The sequence below is a fragment of the Mycolicibacterium sp. XJ870 genome, from assembly GCF_053483975.1.
In genome coordinates this window covers 89133-106842 of the sequence record NZ_JBEFTI010000007.1, presented here as the reverse complement: position 1 = coordinate 106842, position 17710 = coordinate 89133, and the positions used below count along the sequence as shown (strand labels likewise).

The window sequence follows — 17710 nt, the reverse complement described above, 5'->3', positions numbered from 1 at the left end:
TTCTTCTTTCAGTGTGTGCGGATGGTGCGATCACGGCTCAGACGCCGCCGTAGAAGCGGCAGGCTGAACAGCAGAACTGTGGCGATGCCGAGCGCTACGGCAATGGGGCTCTTCACAAAGATGTCGAGGCTGCCCTGAGACAGGCTCAACGCCTGGCGGAGCGAGGATTCCAGGATCGGGCCGAGAACAAGCGCCATCACCAGTGGAGCCGTCGGCACATTCAGACAGCGCAAGAGGTAGCCGAGGGCGCCGAAGAAGAACATGGTCCACACGTCGAACATCGAACCGCTGACCGTCACTGCGCCCACGGTGCAGAACACCACGATCATCGGACCAAGGATGGATGCCGGAGTGCGCAGTGCCTGCGCAAAGATCGGCAGCAGCAGGATCGACAGAATCAGAAGCATGGCATTGCCCACGTACATGCTGGCGACGAGGCCCCACGCGAAGTCCGGTGCATCCTGGAACAGCTGCGGCCCAGGTGTCAGGCCCCAGATGAGGAACCCCCCAAGAAGGACCGCCGTCGTGCCAGATCCGGGCACGCCGAGGGTGAGTGTCGGGATGAACGCACTGATTGCGGCCGAATTGTTCGCCGACTCAGGCCCGGCGACCCCTTCGGGTGCCCCCTTGCCGAACTCCTCGGGCCGCTTCGACACGGCCTTCTCAAGACCGTAAGACAAGAAGCTGGCCACGGTGGCGCCGGCACCGGGCAACACCCCGACGCCAAACCCCAGGAACGAGCCACGGACAATCGGCATGCGGACCCGCGCCCAGTCCGACCTGGACGGCCACATGGCCCGCAGCGAAAGCATCTGTTGCGATGCCGGTGTCACCGTGTGCGGGTGTCGTGCCATGTAGAGCACATCGGCGATTCCGAAGAGGCCGATCACCGCCGGAATGAAACTGAAACCATCGAGGAACTCGGCACTGCCGAAGGTGAAGCGAGACTCGCCCGTGAAGTCGTCGATGCCGATCGTCGCGAACAGCAGTCCGAGGAGAACCGAGACGAGGACTTTGCCCCGCGCGCCGCCGGCGAGAATCGGGATTGTCGCCAAGGCGAACGCGACAAGGGCGAAGTACTCCGCAGGCCCGAAGTCGAGGGCGAACTCGGCAAGTGCCGGCGCGAGAAACATGAACAGCACAATCGCGATGGTCCCGGCGACGAAGGAACCGACCGCCGCGATGGTTAGTGCTTGCCCGGCGCGTCCTTTCCGGGCCATCGCATGCCCGTCCCAGCTCGTCACGACTGATGCCGACTCGCCGGGGACGTTGATGAGAACCGACGTGATCGTGCTTCCGTACATCGTCCCGTAATAGATGCCGGCAAGCATGATGATCGCGCTGGCCGGATCGACACTGAACGTCAGTGGCAGCAACAGTGCGATGGCGGTGGGAGCTCCGAGTCCAGGGAACGCTCCGAACAGCATCCCGACTATGACGCCGGCAAGGACGTAGAGGATGTTCTGCATCGTCAGGGCAACGCTGAACCCCAACAGAAGATTGTCTAGCACGCTGGTCGCCTGCTCTGCGTAGCTCTCACGCCGCTACTGCTCGGCAATGAGCGAGTTGACGGTGTCGGTCCATGCAGCAAGCGACTCGGCAAACTCCGGGGGAGAAAGGTAGAACGGCTTCGCCTGCGCTTGCGCCACGAACTCCTGCCAATCTTCGGTCTCTGTCGCCTTCTTGATGACGTCGGCGTAGTAATCGACAGAAGCCTCGGAGACATCCGGGGGAGCCGTCACTCCGCGGAAGAACATTTCGTAGACGACGTCGTACCCGCCCTCGACAAATGTGGGCACGCCGTCGAGGGAGCCTTCGAGGCGATCTTCCAGTGCAACTGCTATCGGCACGAGGGGGCCGCCCTGGTCGACGCGCTGCCCTTCAGCCTCGCCGGGGTTCAGCCACGCGACATCCACCTGGCCGCCGAGGATGTTGGTCTTCACCTCGTCACCGCCGCTGAATGGAACGTAGTTGAAGGTCGTGTTTGTGGCGCCCTCGAACACCAACGTGGACAAGTGGTCGTCTTGACCGATCGGGGCACCGGCGATGGAGAGCGACTCGGGCGCATCCGTCAGCTTCGTGACGATCTGTTCGGCGCTTGTCAGTCCAGATCCCTCATAGGCGAACAGGACCTGCGGGTCGATGATCGTGTTGGCAACCGGCGTCAGGTCTTTGATGGACACGTCGAGGTTCTGCAGGATGGGAATTGAGATGTGGCCCGGCGTTGTCGCCATCAGCACGCTTTCGTTTCCGCCCTGGGAGGCGACGTACCGCATGCCTGTAGTGCCGCTTCCGCCTTCCTTGTTCTCCACAACCCAGCGGACGTCAGAAAGCTTATCTGAGTTGATGATCTCCGTCAGCTGCCGGAAGGCGATGTCTGTGCCACCGCCCGCGTCGTAAGGCACAATCACGCGCACGGTCTCTGAGGGCGACCAGCCCTCGCCTGTGCTGTTGCTCGTGTTCGATTGGGAGCACGCAGACAGGCCCACCGCGGCCGTGAAGGCGACGATTACGGCGATTGTCAATGACTTCCTTGTCATCTTTGTTCCTCTTTCACTGGTGTGTCGCTTCACCGACAGCGATTACTTTGTTTGTCAACTCGCCCAGCCCGGTGACGCCGATCGTCACGACGTCGGCGCTGGAAAGAGTGAAGTCGTTGTCAGGAATCAGTCCGGTCCCGGTCAGCAAGATCGCTCCGACGGGAAACTCCTGGGCGTACATGAGCCACTTGCTGAGGTCCTCAGGGAGACGGCGCAGGTTCGAGACTGGGACGCTGTCGTTCACCACGGATGAGCCAGCGCGTTCAACTCGCAGAGTGATCTTCATGTCGGCAAGGGGCGGCGCTTCGCCGACTGGAACGAGGCACGGACCGAGCGCGCAGCTGCCGTCGTAGATCTTGGCCTGGGGTAGGTACAGGGGGTTTTCCCCCTCGATGCTGCGCGAAGAGACGTCATTGCCGATCAGATAGGCGACGACATGGCCTGCGCAGTTCACGACCACACCGAGTTCGGGCTCTGGGACGTTCCAATGCGAATCGGCACGCACAGCAATCGGCTCGTGCGGCCCGCGGACTCTGGAGGGTGTCGCCTTGAAGAAGAGCTCGGGCCGCTCGGCGACGTACACGTTCCGGTAATGGACCTGGTCGCCGGACTCTTCCTCGCGGGCCTGGCGGCTGCGGTCGTAGGTGACTCCGGCAGCCCACACTTCCTGGCTGTCGATCGGGGCGACGACTCGTGCGGAACCGGGCACCGTATCGCCGGTGGCCTCGCGAGTGAGGGCTTTCAGGTCGGCTTCCGGCCGCGACAGGAGCGAGTCGAGGGAGACATCGGGAGGTAACAGCTTTTGGGGGCCCTCGGCGACCGGCCCTACAGCCCAACGGTGCTCGCTGTAGCAGTGCACCTTCCACAGGGCCATTCGTCGTCTCCGTTCATCTGATGAACAAAATATTCATCTGGCAAATGCACTGTAAACGCATGGCGGTGTGAGTGCAACCTCATCGGCAAGAAGATGGGATATGGATCACACCAGCGGGGGGCGCGCCCGGAGTGCGCATGATCGGTGGATGACGGCTGACCAGAGGCCCGACGGTGACTTTTGTGGGGAGATCCTCGAACGGATGAATTGAGCTCGCTACTCGATGGGGTCGCCGCCTCGACGCTGGCCCGCGACTAGCGGGCCGCCGCTCCACCCTCCATCAGGCAAACTTGTCAGTGCCCGATGTTGAGGTGCGTCTCGGGCATGGGGAGGGTTTCAGTTTGGCAAGCGAGCTGGCACTGTTCGAGGACGCCCGCTGAGCCCTCAGGTGCTTGACCGAGACCAGAAGTTCAGCGCCGCAGGCCTTCTGGAGAGTGATTACGTCGCGTCGAGCTATGCCCGCTTCGTTTGGGAATGACGTGGGAAATCGGAACGAATGAATCTGGGGTGCGCTAACCGATGAAGATTCCCATTGAACTGGTCGTCGACGTCGACGTTGCCGCCTGGGCCGACAGGTTTGAGGTCAACCCAACGGAGATTGAAACCTCGGTGCAGGCGCACTTCACCCAGGTCCTCTCCGAGGAACTGCGGAGGCTGGGGCTTGAAATGCTTTCGGCTGATGTAGATTCCGGACCTGGAGCGTATGAATTCCGCAATGACGACGCCGGCTATCTGGCCTGGCCCGCCGCACACGTCGATGGCTACTTGATCAACATCCCGCGCGGCTACGGCGTGAAGACAGCGCGTGTACACCGCGCGAGTTGCCGGACGATCACCGGTCAGAACGCGGTCGGAGGTTTGTTAACCGGGCAGTACGTCAAGGTCTGCGCGGATCATTTGAACGAGCTCGAGCAGTGGGCAACCGACGAGGTAGGTCAGCCGGTTCAGGCCTGCAGGACGTGCCGGCCCGACGTTGACGGCGAACCGCCCACGGCCACAGGGCCGACCAAGCCAGTGGCTCTCCGAACACCAGAAGAACGTTGGGAGATAAACGGACCGGCTGTTGGTGCGTGGGCAGATGGCTACATCCGCTTCGAGAAGTGTCCCTCGTGGCAAGACGAACTGCGGAGTCAGATTCGCAGTCGCTGTCGGCAACTCGAGCCGTCGCACGAGCAGGTGTTGCACGCAACGTTCTTCGGTACCAAGCTCGCCAACGCCGACGTCGAGAACCTTCTGCTATACAACATCGACACGTTCAGAACCGCTGGCCGCAACGGAATTCGCTTCGAATACGGTGCCAATGTGCCTACGGCTCCGGATGGTACCCAGTACCCGTTCGGTTATGGCTATGCGCTCGCACCGCTGTCGGGCACGTTCACGCACTGGCAGCCGGGCGCCACCCTGGCCTCGTTCGACTGGGCCGACTTGGGCACGTTCTTAGGTGAGAAGAAGCTGGCACAGGTATGGCTGGCGCTCGCCCGCGGAAAGGCAGCGGCCCACGCGTCAGCGACACCTGGGACCACGTTCGCTGTCAGAGTTCACGTCCGCCCGCCATTTGGACCGCCGCTAGTGTGGGGTGGACTGGTGAAGGGGCTCTTCGACGGAGTGATCTGTGCGTTCCACACCCACACCGACCAGGACATCCTCGGTGAAGTCGCGGATCGGCTCTCGAGAGTTCTTCCGGCAGTTCCGGGTGAGATCGAGCGATTCCTGCTCGAAAAAGCCGGGCTGTGCTCGGCGATGTTCCCAGGCTCGTCTCGCCCTACGGGAAAGGCGTCAAGTGGGATCCCGCTGATCACCTCTGCGTTGCCGGAGAACTGCTCGCCGCTGAACCCGTCGATTCACGATGGGCGATCAAGGGAGAACTGGTCGAGGTCGTTCGCTAGCCCCGCATCGCGGTATTCGTAGATACGGCGGTGGTTAAACCAGTCGACCCATTGGAGCTAGAGATGAAGTCTGCGGACTCACCGGGGCGGTTCGCTCACCGCCTCAGCCGGTCCCGCAAGTCCCGCTTGAGTACCTTGCCGTAGCTGTTCTTCGGTAGCGCGTCGATGAACTCGTAGCGCTTGGGCCGTTTGAACCGGGCGATGCGTTCCAGCAGATGCGCGTCGAGTTCGGTCGCGTCCACGTCGCCGACGACGAACGCGACTACGATCTCACCCCACTCCTCATCCGGGGCACCGACGACTCCGGCCTCGACCACACCGGGATGCTCGAGCAGCACTTCCTCCACTTCGCGCGGATAGATGTTGCTGCCGCCGCTGATCACCACGTCCTTGGACCGGTCGCGCAGGGTGAGGTATCCGCGGGCATCGAACGAGCCCATATCGCCGGTGTGCAGCCAGCCATCCTTGAGGGTGGACGCCGTTGCGGCCGGATTGTTCCAGTAGCCGGACATGACTACGTCACCGCGGCAGACGATCTCGCCGATCTCGTCGATGTCAGCCGGGGTCCCGTCCTCGCGCAGCACTGCGACGTCGACTCCGGACCGTGGATATCCGACGGAACCGAGAACTGCATCAGAGGCGTCCACATGGTCGGCACGCCGCAACCCGGTGATGGTCATCGGCGCTTCGCCCTGGCCGTAGAGCTGTACAAAGACCGGTCCGTAGGCCGCCATGGCCTTCTTGAGGCTATCGACGTACATCGGACCGCCGCCGTACACAACGGTTTTCAGGTTGGCGGGGCGTGGCCGGCCGGTCTGTATCAGGCGCGCCACCATGGTCGGCGCGAGGAATGCGCTGCAGCCGGGATGATGTTCACACAGATCGAGAAACTCGTCGGGTTCGAACGCGGCGGATCCCGGCACCACCTGGCGGGCCCCGCGCAGCACATACGGCGGGATATACAAGCCGGAACCGTGCGACATCGGTGCGCCGTGGATCAGGCTGCAGTTCTCGTCTGGCGAGTCGAAATCGGCGAGGTGGGACACCGTCATCGCCATGAGATTGCGATGGGAGAGCATGGCGCCCTTGGATTTCCCGGTGGTGCCGCTGGTGTAGAACAGCCAGGCCAGGGTGGCCGGGTCGGTGGTGGGCGGCGTTGCGGGCTCGGCCTCGAACCGCGCCGAATAGTCGTCCGCGCCAATGACTTCCACAGGGACGTTCAGTGACAGCTCGGCAGCGATCTTGGTCGACGCGAATACCTGGGCTGCACCGGAGTCGGCGACGATGTCCGCCACCTCGCGTGGATGCAGCTTGTAGTTGATCGGTACGAACACGCATTCGGCCGCCCAGATCGCGAACATGAGTTCCACGATCTCGGGGCGGTTCTCGCTCGCGACGGCGATGCGGGTACCGCGGTCGCCGAGCTTCTGGATGGACGTCGCCAGCTGTAGCACACGCTCGCGCAAACCCGACCACGTGCATAACTGCTGCTCACCCAAGAACACCGCACCACGATCACCGAAGCGCGCGGCCGCCTGATCCAGCACCGCGAAAAGATTCACCGCTCAACCCATTCCGAGGTGAGCGCGAAATCCGACAGATACTTAGTCGAGCTCCAGCCGCCGTCGACGACGATGGTCTGCCCATTGATGAAGCTGCCGCCGTCGCTGCACAGGAACGCCACCGTGGAGGCGATGTCCTCGACGCGGCCCAGCCGGGTGTGCGGCGTCATCTCGGTCTGCATCTTGCGGAATCCTTCGTTCTGCAGCCGGTGCTCGACCATCGGCGTCACCGTGACACCCGGGGCCACGGCGTTGCAGCGGATGCCCTGAGCCCCGTACTGACAGGCGATGTGCGTGGTCAGAGCCGTCAAACCGCCCTTGGCCGCCGAGTACGCACCGCCGCGCAGCCCGCCGACGACTGCAAACGTGGAGGTGACGTTGATGATCGCCGAGCCAGGGCCCATTTGCGGCAGAACATCTCGCGCCAACCGGAAAGGTGCGCGCAGCATGATCCCGAGAAAGTAATCCAGGGTCTCGTCGTCGGTCTCATGCAGCGGCTTGGGGCTGCCGATACCGGCATTGTTGATCAGGAAGTCGACATGACCCCAACGTTGTACGGCGGCATCGACCACCCGACTCGGGCCGTCGTCGGCAGTCAAATCGGCCGCGACGGTCTGTACTCGCTCAGGATCACCAATCGCGCGTTCCAACTCGGCGAGCCGTTCTTCGTCGCGCCCGGCTCCCAGCACCGCCATGCCCGCCTCCGCGAGCTTGACCGCGCATCCGAGGCCGATTCCGCTGCTCGCGCCGGTGACGATGGCTACCTGCATGTTAGTCCGCCTCTACTAGGGTCGCTCGGATCCGATGCTTCAACACCTTGCCCGCGTCGTTCTTGGGCAGGGCGTCCCAGATCTCCACCTGTTCGGGTGTTTTGAACCTGGCTACCCCGGCCTTGGCCAACAGTTCACCTAAGGCGGCCACGTCGGGCCGCCGGTCGTCAGCGGGCACGATGACCGCGCAGGCCCGCTCACCGGTGCGACCGTCGGGCAAGCCGACGACCGCGATCTCGGCGATCCCCAACTCGCCCACCAGAATGTCCTCAACCTCTTTCGGGGAGATGTTCTCGCCGTTGCGGATGATGAGATCCTTGGCCCGGCCAGTGACGGTGAGGTAGTCGCCGTCCACCCAGGCACCAAGATCACCGGTCCGAAAAAACCCATCTCCGTCGAAGGATTCGGCCTCGTCCTCGGGATGCAGGTAGCCCAACAGCATCTGCGGACCACGGGCCCGGATCTCACCGGAGACCAACCGGATCTCGGCGATGCCGGCTCGGCCGTCGGTCTCCGCGGCGTGGTCGACATCGCCCAGTGAGCCGACGGTGGTGACGGGCACTTCGGTCGAGCCGTATACCCGGCTGACCACGGCGCGGTCGAAATACCCGGACGCCCGCCGGATCAGGGAAGGCGGCACCGACGCGCCACCACAGATGAACACCTTCAGGTCGGGCAACCGCGTGCCGGCCCGTTCGGCGGCAGCCAGCAGCTGCTCCAGAAACGGTGTCGCTCCGGCCATGTGGGTGCAGTGGTGCTGGGCCATCAGGGCGACGCCGTCGTCGGCGTTCCACCGCTGCATCAGTACCGCGGTGGTACCGAGCAGCAGTGGACATTCGAAGGCGTAGATGGACCCGCCGATGTGGGCGATGGGGGAGGGCACCAGGAACGTGTCACCCGGCTCGATCATCCAGTGATCACGCAGCTGGCCGATCAAAGCATTGATCGAGTTATGGCTGTGCAAAACGCCTTTGGGACGGCCGGTGGTGCCCGACGTGTACAGGATCATCCGGACGGCATCGGGGTCGAGCATGGGCAACTCGGCATCGGGTGAACCGCCCAGCGCGTCGAACGGGAGGTGAGAAGCACCGCGCACCACCACCACATCTGGTGGCGTGGACATTTCCGCGCATACCCGCGTCAGCATCGCCGCGTAGTCGTGGTTGCCGAACTGCTCCGGTATGAAGATCATCCGGCTGTGCGCGTCACCAAGGATGAACTCAAGCTCGCGGTCCCGCAGTGAGGGCAGGATCGGATTGATCACCATGCCGGCGAGCGTCGCACCCAGATAGATGACCGCGGCTTCATGCCAGTTCGGCAGCATGAACGAGACGACACTGCCGGCAGGCATGCGTTGCATCATGGCGCGCGCCAACACCGTTGCCCGGGTGTGCAACTCACGGCAGGTCAGCGCGATCCCATCGTCGACCAGCAGCACGCGGTCGGGGGTGTCGCGCGCGGCATCGGCCAGAGCATCGGCCAGTGTTGTGGACACAGGCTCAGCCCTTGACCCGGCGCATGGTCATGGCGTGCCGGAACCGGTCAGACGGGTGAATGTTGACGGTCACCTGCGCGATCTCACCGTCGGAGGTCGTATAGGTGCGTTGCATCTGCAGCGCGGCGCTACCCGGGGCGACCTTGAGCAGGTCTGCCAGGTCGGGGGAGGCAACGATCGCCGAAATCTCTTGGTGGACCTCGACGATGCTGACCCCGAACAGGTCCTCGATGAGCGGGAAGATCGGGCCGGTGTGGCGTTGCAGCAGCCGACCGACGGCCGCGAACGACCGGTTGATGTAGTACTCGGTGCGGCAGACCGGGGGCTCGTCACCCTCAGCCTGTCGGTAGCCGCGCACCGCCAGCCACTGTTCACCCAGGGGCAGCCCGGTGCGATCGGCCAGCTCGGCGTCGATGGTGACCATGGCGTTGGATTCGATCGTGAACTGGGCGCCAGTGGCGAACGCCAACAGATCGTTGATCGACATGACGTCCTGGGCATAGGAACTCGTCGCAGCGCGGGGGACCACCAGGGTCCCGGCCCGGGGGCGCGACGCCACCAGGTTGTCGTCGCGTAATCGGCGCAGCGCTTCGCGGATGGTGTAGCGGCTGACCTCGAAGCGTTCGCACAGTTCGTGTTCGGTGGGCAACTGAGATCCGACCGGGTACACGCCGTCCACGATGTCCTTGCGCAACGCGCGCGCCACCTGCAGGTAGCGGTGTTCGGTCGGACTTATCGTCATGCTCGGCGCAGCGCCAGCACGCTGCCGTCGCCGTCGGCTGAAACATACAGCGTCCCATCGGGACCCGCGGAGATCCCGGCAAACGGCCCCTGCGGGCCCGAGAACGGCGGCATGCCCTTGAGTGGTTTGGGTTGCACACCGGGCGGAGGGCCGACCGGCAGCCCGCCGGCGATAGTGCTGCGCGCCCCGCTGTCCAAGTCGTAGGCGATCAGTTCCTTGCTGCCCGCGTCGACGATGTAGAGCACGCCGTCGCGCACGAGAATGCCCTGCGGCGTGCCCAATCCGTCCACCAACGGCTCGACGCCGGAGCCAGCCACCCGGACAACCGCGCCCGCCACCGACACCAGCAGGGTGCCGTCGGGCCCTAACGTCACTCCTACGGGGGTGTCGAGCCCACTGGCCAGTACCTCGCTCCCGGTGGCACGGATCGCGAGTACCCTCCCGGTGCCCTGCTCGACGACCACCGGCGTGCCGTCGGCCAACAGCGTCACGCCGTAGAGCTGGTCCAAACCATCTGCCAGGTAATCGGTTTCGCCTGCACCCGGGCGATACCTCGCGACCTGCCCGCCCGAAGTGGTCACCACGAATTCTCCTGCGCCGGAGGCGATGAGCCCGCGCATGAAGCCCGGATAGCCCGGCGAGAACAGCATGCCCACGGTCACCAGACCGCCGTCGGCATCTACGCGATAGAAGTAGGTGCCGTCGGCGACATAGAGTTCGCCGTCGGCGACCGCGAGGTCCAACGGCCAGTTCAGTCCACCGCTCAGCAGGGTCCGCGTCGAGCCGTCGAGGATCTCTGTGATCGCACCGGTGAAGTTGGAGACGAAGAGCCGATCGCCGACGAACGTGAGGTTGTCCAGGCCGGGGGTGAGCTGGGCCAGCACGGTCTGCTCACCGTTGCGCGGATCGATGCGCAGCACCTGGCCGCTGGCCACCTGGGTGGAGACGATGAAGCCTGCGGAATCGAACTTGACCGCGTCGGGCACGCCGAGATCCCCGGCGACCACCTGAACCTCACCACCGTCGGGATTGATGCGCCAGATCTGGTTGGCGCCCATCACCGGGAAGTAGAGGAGCCCATCCGGTCCGACTTCCATCGCGTTCGGTGACGGCACGTTTTCCAGGAGCACGCGCGGTGCACCGCCGCCCAGGTCGAATTCCATCAACCGGCCGCCCTCGCGACACTCTCCGATGAACAGCCGGCCCTGGTGAAACGTGATGCCGTTGGCGGAAGGCACGTCACCATGCAGGACGCGGGTGGTGCCATCGGTTTCGCGCACGCTGACGCGGCCGTCCATCACCTCGGTCGCATAAAGGTTGCCTCGTGGGTCGAACGCAACGTCGTCGGGAGCGACGATGTCGCCGCCCTTGGCGCTGACGGTCTCCAACCGGCCGGTGTCGATGTCCAGCGCACTGATCTGGCTGCCGGTCACCTGCGCCACGTAGATGCGGCCGTCCGGGCCGGTGCGCAGGCCGTTCGCACCGAACAGCCCGCTCGGCGCGGTGACCTGCCGCAGTTGCCAGCCCTCGGCCGCCGTGGGGTTTGCGGTGTACCTCGCGTCCTGTACTGACAGCGCACTCATGACGTCGGACGTTAGCAAGCTCCCGTAGTCCAGACAATAGCCGCCAGAAGGTGAACGAGCGGCCTTGACGGACGAATAAACGCTGGGGAATAGTGTTCTGCAATATGAAGAACATCATATGTTGTCCGGACAATTAGGGTCGGCATGGAGAATCCCCTGAACTTGGCCGGCCGCCTCGTGGTGGTGTCGGGTGCCGGTGGCGGTGGCATCGGCACAACGGTCACCCGGCTGGCCGCCGAGGCCGGCGCGACGGTCGTCGCGGTGAGCCGCTCGCAGGACAACCTCGACACCCATGTCGCGCCGCTGGCCGACAAGGGCTTGGCGGTGGTGTCGGTCGCGGCCGACGCGTCCACCGACGAGGGGATCGCCACGGTGCTCGACGCCGTGCGTCGCACAGATGCGAGCCTGTACGGCCTGGTGAACATCGCCGGCGGGGCGGCGCCGTCGACGTGGATGCCGGCCACCCGGGTGTCCCGTGCGGACTGGCGCGACCTGTTCACCGCCAACCTCGAAACCATGTTCTTCATGAGCCAGGCGGTCGCGGCCGAGATCAAAGCGCAGGGCACCCCGGGCTCGATCGTGTCGGTGTCGTCGATCAGCGGAATGAACACCGCGCCGTATCACGTCGCATACGGCACCGCGAAGGCTGCGATCGTGGCTGCCACCCGCACGATGGCCGTGGAACTCGCCGCCGACGGAATCCGGGTCAACGCGGTCGCCCCAGGCGTGACCGAAACCGCGGCGTCGGCCACCTATGTCGACGCCGATCCGGACCGCGACCGGCAGGCGATCGCCATGGGCCGCCGCGGCACACCCGAGGAGCAGGCCGGCGCCATCCTGTTCCTGCTGTCGGATCTGTCGAGCTACATCACCGGACAGACCCTGCTCGTCGACGGCGGCCTGAACCTGCGCTGGACCCACCTCGGGGGCGACAACACCTCGCTGTTCCTCAAGGACGACGACTTCCGCGCGGCCATCACGCGGCCATAGAGGAGGAGAATTCATGACCGAAGAACTCGCTGACCCCACCACCATCGGGGTGGACGCCTACACCTCGCCGGAGTATGCGCGGGCCGAGCGGGACCGACTGTGGCGCAAGGTGTGGCAGCAGGTCGGCCGGGTCGAGGACATCCCCGAAGTCGGCAGCTACCTGACCTACGACATCCTCGACGATTCGATCATCGTGGTCCGCACCGGTCCGAATGAGTTTGCCGCCCACCACAACGTCTGCATGCACCGAGGTCGCCGCCTGGTCGATACCCCCAACGCCGCCAAGAACGCCTGCGCGCGCACCCGGAAGTCGTTCGTGTGCGGATTCCACGGCTGGACCTATGACCTGGACGGCGCCTGCACCCATATCCGTGAGCAGGACGACTGGAAAGGCGCACTGACACCGGAGAACACCCACCTGGCCAAGGTCACGGTCGACACCTGGGGCGGCTGGTTGTTCATCAACATGGACTCCGACCCGGAACCGTTGGCCGACTTCCTTTTTCCTGCCGCCAAGATTCTCGACCCGTTCGGTCTGGAGAACATGCGCTACAAGTGGCGCAAGTGGTTGTACTTCGACTGCAACTGGAAAGTCGCGATGGAGGCCTTCAACGAGACCTACCACGTGTTCACCACGCACCCGGAGTTCAACAAGTTCGGTGAGTTCAAGGGTTGGGCCAAGGCGCAGGGTAAGCACAGCAACATCGGCTACGACGCGCCAAAGGACATGGAAGCCACCAAGTCCAAGATCCGGCTGGGCACGGGCGACGACCCGCGCGTCTCTACCGCAGAGATGCAGATGTACACCTGGGAGCAGACCAACGCGACCACCACGGAGACGCTGGTCAACGCGGCCAAGCGTCTTGTCGACGAACTGCCGGAGGGCACCCCGGCGGACAAGGTGCTCGAACACTGGCTGAGCTCGGCGCGTCGCGATGACGAAGCCCGCGGGGTGATTTGGCCGACCATCCCGGCCGACATCCTCGGACAGAGCGGCACCGCCTGGCAGATCTTCCCGAACTTCCAGATCGGCCAGGGGTTGACCAGCGCGCTGTGCTACAGCGCCCGCCCGGATCCGAGCTACAACCCGGACAAGTGCATCTTCGAGGTGGCGGTGTTCGAGCTGTATCCCAAAGGTGGAGAGCCGCAGACGGAATGGCAGTACACCCCGGCAGACAGCCCGAACTGGCTCTCGGTGCTGCCACAGGACTTCTCGAACATGGCCGCGGTGCAGCAGGGCATGAAGTCGATGGGTTTCTCCGGCACCAAACCGAATCCATACCGCGAACGCAGCACCGTCAACCTGCACTACCAACTGTCGAAGTACATGGGCGTCGGCGAGCCCCAAGACATCCAGTGATTTGGGTGCATCCACCGGCGGTCACCGCCGCTAAATGCACACAAATCGCCCGATAAGGAGAGAACATGAAGGTCAATCTGGGTACGGGAGCGCAGAACTCCCAGGACTGGGAGCGGGTGCTGGCCGGTGACTTCAGCACCCCGCCCGCCACGCCGGACTACAAGTGCGTGCAGGCCGCGCTGGCGCTCGGCGACCTCGCCGAACCGCTGGGTTTTGACGGGATCTGGTTTCCCGAGCACCACGGCACGCCATATGGCATGACACCCAACCCGATTCAGGCCCTGACCTATTTCGCGGGCCGCACCGAGCGGGTGAGCCTCGGCACCTTCGTCGCGGTCGTGCCGTGGTGGAACCCGATCCGGTTGGCCACCCAGATCGCCTACCTCGACATCGTCTCGGGCGGCCGATACACCACGATCGGTCTGGGCCGCGGGGTGTCCAAGGGTGAGTTCGCCGCCGTGGGCGTGCCGCGCGAGGAGAGCCGGGACCGGTTCAACGAAACTCTCGACATCCTCAAGCTCGCGTTCTCGGGTGAGCGGTTCTCCTATGACGGCAAGATCTTCTCGTTCCCCGAGATGTCGCTGCGGCCCGAGCCGATCAGCACCGACCTGTACGACCGGATCTACAGCTCGTCATCGACCGCGGAGTCGCTGGAAATCCTGTCTCGCCGTGGCATGGTGCCGCTGTTCGTGGGCAACAAGCCGATCACCGATGCCGGCGAAGAGGTGCGCAAGGTCAACACCTTCCGCGCCGAGGAGGGCTTGCCGCCGTGTCAGCCCAAGAACGTGATGTTCATGTACTGCGTGGGCTCCGAGGCCGAGGCGTCCGATACAGAAGAGTGGATCTGGACCGCCAACCGGGACGTCAACGTGCACTACGGCTTTGCCGACGCGTCGAACTTCAAGGGCGTCAAGGGATATGAGGCCTATGCCGCGCGTGAAGCCAGTGCCACTGCCGTGCTGGCCTCGGAAGTCGGCAACCAGAAGAAGGGCGGCCCGCCCGGATACCACGCCTCCAACCTGCTGATCGGCACGCCGGAGACAGTGTTCGAAAAGCTCAAGGCAGCGCAGGAGGCCTGCTCGTTCTCCGAGGTGACGATCGTGCCGCAGTTCGGCACCATGCCCTACGAGAAGGCCATGGACAGCGTCAAGCTGTTCGCCGCCGAAGTGTTGCCCGCGGTGCACGACATGGCAGCGCCGCTGCACGCCGCCGCTCTGCCGGAGGGGGCAACCGTATGAGCCAGCCGAACCCCTGCGGACCCACCGAGACCCCGACCGACGTCGACATCCCGGCGCTGCGCGAAAAGTACCGCGTGGAGCGGGAAAAGCGGCTGCGGAAGGAGGGCTCCAAGCAGTACGTGGAGACTCAGGAGCGCTTCGCGGAGTTCGGCGAGGTCGATCCCCACACCCCGTACGTGGAACGCGATTCGATCGACACCGACATCGACGTCGCCGTGCTGGGCGGCGGCTTCGCCGGCCTGCTGACCGGGGCGTACCTCAAGAAGGCCGGCGTCGAGGACGTGCACATCATCGAGATGGGCGGCGACTTCGGCGGGGTGTGGTACTGGAACCGGTACCCGGGCATCCAGTGCGACAACGAATCCTATTGCTACATCCCGCTGCTCGAAGAACTCGACTTCATGCCCAGCAAGAAGTTCGCCGACGGCGCCGAGATCTTCCAGCACTGCCGCAACATCGGCAAGCATTACGGCCTGTACGACGGGGCCATCTTCTCCACCCAGGTCAAGGACCTGACATGGGAGGAGGACATCCAGCGCTGGCGCATCAGCACCAACCGCGGCGACGACATCCGGGCCAGGTTCGTGGTGATGGCGTCCGGTTCGTTCAACCGGCCCAAACTTCCCGGCATCCCCGGCATCAAAGACTTCAAGGGCCACATCTTCCATTCGTCGCGCTGGGACTACGACTACACGGGCGGAGACAGCTCGGGCGGCCTGCACAAGCTGGCCGACAAAAAGGTTGCGTTGATCGGCACCGGCGCCACCGGTGTGCAGCTGGTTCCGTTCCTGGGCGCTGATGCCCAGCACCTGTACGTGTTTCAGCGCACCCCGTCCACGGTGGACGCCCGCAACAACACCCCGACCGATCCGGAGTGGGCCAAGACGCTGCAGCCCGGGTGGCAGAAGGAGCGGCAACGCAACTTCCACGCCTGGACGTTCGAGGGCATGGCACTGGGCCAGCCGGACTACGTGTGCGACTTCTGGACCGAGCTCGGGCGCAACACCGCCGCGCGGGTGCTGGCGTTGCCGGATCCTGCGACCATGACGCCTGAACAGTTCATGGGGCTGCGCGAGGAAGAGGACTACAAGGTCATGGAGCGGCTGCGGCGCCGTGTCGAAGCCCTGGTCGAAGACCCGGACACCGCCGAGGCGCTCAAGCCGTACTACCGGTTCCTATGCAAGCGGCCGTGCTCCAACGACGACTACCTGCCCACGTTCAACCGCCCCAATGTCACGCTGGTCGACGTGTCGGAATCCAAAGGCGTGGAACGGATCACCGAGACCGGGCTGGTGGCGAACGGGCAGGAATTCGAGGTCGACTGCATCATCTTCGCCAGCGGTTTCGAGATCACCACCGAAATCCACCGCCGTTACTCGATCGACGCGATCAAGGGTCGGGACGGGCGGTCCCTGTATGACCATTGGGGCGACGGCTACAAGACCCTGCACGGCATGACCAGCCGCGGCTTCCCGAATCAGTTCTTCACCGGGTTCACTCAGGTCGGCATCTCCGCCAACATCGCGGCGAACTACGAATTGCAGGGCGAGCACATCGCTTACGTGATCGCCGAGGCGCTGAACCGAGGGATCAGCACGCTCGAGCCCAGCCAAGAGGCGCAGGACGGTTGGTGCCAGACGATCAAGGAAAACTTCGTCGACACCTCGGCGTTCGACGCCGAATGCTCGCCGGGTTATTACAACAACGAGGGCGGCGGTGGCGGGGAAGGCATCCGCAGCCACCTCGGCGAGCCCTACGGTCCCGGTTTCTACGCCTTCGGCGATCTGCTGAAGGAGTGGCGCGACAAGGGTGACTTCGACGGACTGGAGACCAAGTGACGACTCCGACCACGACGCTTGAGACGCGGGAGATCAAGCCCCGCATCGGAAGTGAGATCCTCGCTGACAAGGCTGCCCTGCTGTCCGGCGAACATGCCGGCCGGATCCGGGAACTGCTGGAGCAGCGTGGTGTCCTGGTGTTCCCGCAGATCGGGTTCAGCGACGACGAGCAGATCGCCTTCACCGAGACGCTCGGCACCTTTGCCGCCGAACACGGCGGTGAAAAGCTCTACAAGGTGTCGCTGGACACCGACGTGAACAAGCAGGCCGATTACCTCAAGGGTTCGCTGTACTGGCATTTGGACGGCACCATGAACGAGGTGCCGATCTTGGCCTCGCTCCTGCAGAGTGTGGCACTGGGCAATCCCGATGAGGGTGACACCGAGTTCTGCAACACCTACGCCGCCTACGACGATCTCTCGGACGCGGACAAGACCGAGATCGCCGACCTTCGTGTGATGCACTCGGCGTGGAACACGCTGTTTTACTACGACCCCGAGCCGGACACGAAAACTCTGCGCCAGATGATGGCGATCGGTGACCGCGAATTGCCGCTGGTGTGGACTCACAAGAACGGTCGCAAGTCGCTGGTGCTCGGTGCCACAGCCCGTCACATCGTCGACATCGACTACCGCAAGAGCATTGAACTGCTGGTGCGCCTTCGTGATTGGGCAACCCAGCCACAGTTCACCTACCGGCACAAGTGGACCGTCGGTGACCTGGTGATCTGGGACAACACCGGCACGATGCATCGCGCGACGCCGTACGACCCGACCTCTGGCCGGTTATTGCAGCGCACCAAGCTCGAGGGCGAGGAACCGTTCGCTTGAGC

At 64.2% G+C, this 17710-nt stretch carries 14 protein-coding genes; 6 read left to right on the top strand and 8 right to left on the bottom strand.

Annotated elements, in window-relative coordinates; all coding sequences use genetic code 11:
* Positions 1-8: 8 nt before the first annotated feature.
* The 3 genes from ABQF30_RS22745 to ABQF30_RS22735 are packed head-to-tail and all read right to left on the bottom strand — an operon-like array spanning position 9 to position 3414.
* Positions 9-1511: a tripartite tricarboxylate transporter permease gene (locus ABQF30_RS22745; RefSeq protein WP_448468017.1), complete on the bottom strand. Its 1503-nt coding sequence runs from the start codon at positions 1509-1511 to the stop codon at positions 9-11.
* 33 nt (positions 1512-1544) lie between these two features.
* Positions 1545-2525, bottom strand: coding sequence for a tripartite tricarboxylate transporter substrate binding protein (locus ABQF30_RS22740; RefSeq protein WP_448468015.1), 981 nt, complete (start codon positions 2523-2525; stop codon positions 1545-1547).
* A gap of 28 nt (positions 2526-2553) precedes the next feature.
* Positions 2554-3414 (bottom strand): fumarylacetoacetate hydrolase family protein, encoded by an 861-nt coding sequence (locus ABQF30_RS22735; RefSeq protein WP_448468013.1) that lies wholly within the window; start codon positions 3412-3414, stop codon positions 2554-2556.
* Between the two features lie 609 nt (positions 3415-4023).
* Here ABQF30_RS22735 and ABQF30_RS22730 point away from each other — a divergent pair.
* Positions 4024-5322 carry a hypothetical protein gene (locus ABQF30_RS22730; RefSeq protein ID WP_448468011.1) on the top strand — a complete coding sequence of 433 codons (1299 nt, stop codon included), beginning with the start codon at positions 4024-4026 and terminating at the stop codon, positions 5320-5322.
* A gap of 73 nt (positions 5323-5395) precedes the next feature.
* Here ABQF30_RS22730 and ABQF30_RS22725 read toward each other — a convergent pair whose 3' ends face one another.
* From ABQF30_RS22725 to ABQF30_RS22705, 5 genes are read right to left on the bottom strand one after another with little or no spacing between them, the layout of a single operon-like run.
* A complete protein-coding gene (locus ABQF30_RS22725) occupies positions 5396-6862 on the bottom strand; it encodes an acyl-CoA synthetase (protein ID WP_448468009.1) in 1467 nt (488 codons plus the stop codon).
* Positions 6859-7632 carry an SDR family NAD(P)-dependent oxidoreductase gene (locus ABQF30_RS22720; protein ID WP_448468007.1) on the bottom strand — a complete coding sequence of 258 codons (774 nt, stop codon included), beginning with the start codon at positions 7630-7632 and terminating at the stop codon, positions 6859-6861. Before ABQF30_RS22720 ends, ABQF30_RS22725 begins: the two co-directional genes overlap by 4 nt.
* Before the next feature lies 1 nt (position 7633).
* On the bottom strand, positions 7634-9127 hold the full coding sequence (locus ABQF30_RS22715) for an AMP-binding protein (protein ID WP_448468005.1): 1494 nt from the start codon (positions 9125-9127) through the stop codon (positions 7634-7636).
* Between the two features lie 4 nt (positions 9128-9131).
* Positions 9132-9869 carry a GntR family transcriptional regulator gene (locus tag ABQF30_RS22710; RefSeq protein WP_448468003.1) on the bottom strand — a complete coding sequence of 246 codons (738 nt, stop codon included), beginning with the start codon at positions 9867-9869 and terminating at the stop codon, positions 9132-9134.
* Positions 9866-11452 carry an SMP-30/gluconolactonase/LRE family protein gene (locus ABQF30_RS22705; protein WP_448468001.1) on the bottom strand — a complete coding sequence of 529 codons (1587 nt, stop codon included), beginning with the start codon at positions 11450-11452 and terminating at the stop codon, positions 9866-9868. The genes ABQF30_RS22710 and ABQF30_RS22705 overlap by 4 nt, the downstream gene beginning before the upstream one ends.
* Positions 11453-11596: 144 nt before the next feature.
* On the opposite strand from ABQF30_RS22705, the gene ABQF30_RS22700 reads away from it, so the two are divergent.
* The 5 genes from ABQF30_RS22700 (at position 11597) to ABQF30_RS22680 (ending at position 17708) form a co-directional block, all read left to right on the top strand.
* The gene (locus ABQF30_RS22700) at positions 11597-12442 is read left to right on the top strand and encodes an SDR family NAD(P)-dependent oxidoreductase (RefSeq protein ID WP_448467998.1); all 846 of its coding nucleotides are present in this window, start codon (positions 11597-11599) and stop codon (positions 12440-12442) included.
* A gap of 13 nt (positions 12443-12455) precedes the next feature.
* Positions 12456-13802: an aromatic ring-hydroxylating oxygenase subunit alpha gene (locus tag ABQF30_RS22695; RefSeq protein WP_448467996.1), complete on the top strand. Its 1347-nt coding sequence runs from the start codon at positions 12456-12458 to the stop codon at positions 13800-13802.
* Positions 13803-13867: 65 nt separating this feature from the next.
* The gene (locus tag ABQF30_RS22690; protein ID WP_448467994.1) at positions 13868-15040 is read left to right on the top strand and encodes an LLM class flavin-dependent oxidoreductase; all 1173 of its coding nucleotides are present in this window, start codon (positions 13868-13870) and stop codon (positions 15038-15040) included.
* Complete coding sequence (locus ABQF30_RS22685; protein WP_448467992.1) at positions 15037-16878, top strand: flavin-containing monooxygenase; 1842 nt, start codon at positions 15037-15039, stop codon at positions 16876-16878. The genes ABQF30_RS22690 and ABQF30_RS22685 overlap by 4 nt, the downstream gene beginning before the upstream one ends.
* Complete coding sequence (locus tag ABQF30_RS22680; protein WP_448467990.1) at positions 16875-17708, top strand: TauD/TfdA dioxygenase family protein; 834 nt, start codon at positions 16875-16877, stop codon at positions 17706-17708. Before ABQF30_RS22685 ends, ABQF30_RS22680 begins: the two co-directional genes overlap by 4 nt.
* Positions 17709-17710: the final 2 nt, after the last annotated feature.

What these genes read in the sequence shown, in the direction of transcription:
- ABQF30_RS22720 (WP_448468007.1), bottom strand. Translation starts at nt 7,632, where the DNA reads ATGCAGGTAGCCATCGTCACCGGCGCGAGCAGCGGAATCGGCCTCGGA.
- ABQF30_RS22710 (WP_448468003.1), bottom strand. Translation starts at nt 9,869, where the DNA reads ATGACGATAAGTCCGACCGAACACCGCTACCTGCAGGTGGCGCGCGCG.
- ABQF30_RS22685 (WP_448467992.1), top strand. Translation starts at nt 15,037, where the DNA reads ATGAGCCAGCCGAACCCCTGCGGACCCACCGAGACCCCGACCGACGTC.
- ABQF30_RS22690 (WP_448467994.1), top strand. Translation starts at nt 13,868, where the DNA reads ATGAAGGTCAATCTGGGTACGGGAGCGCAGAACTCCCAGGACTGGGAG.
- ABQF30_RS22705 (WP_448468001.1), bottom strand. Translation starts at nt 11,452, where the DNA reads ATGAGTGCGCTGTCAGTACAGGACGCGAGGTACACCGCAAACCCCACG.
- ABQF30_RS22735 (WP_448468013.1), bottom strand. Translation starts at nt 3,414, where the DNA reads ATGGCCCTGTGGAAGGTGCACTGCTACAGCGAGCACCGTTGGGCTGTA.
- ABQF30_RS22695 (WP_448467996.1), top strand. Translation starts at nt 12,456, where the DNA reads ATGACCGAAGAACTCGCTGACCCCACCACCATCGGGGTGGACGCCTAC.
- ABQF30_RS22700 (WP_448467998.1), top strand. Translation starts at nt 11,597, where the DNA reads ATGGAGAATCCCCTGAACTTGGCCGGCCGCCTCGTGGTGGTGTCGGGT.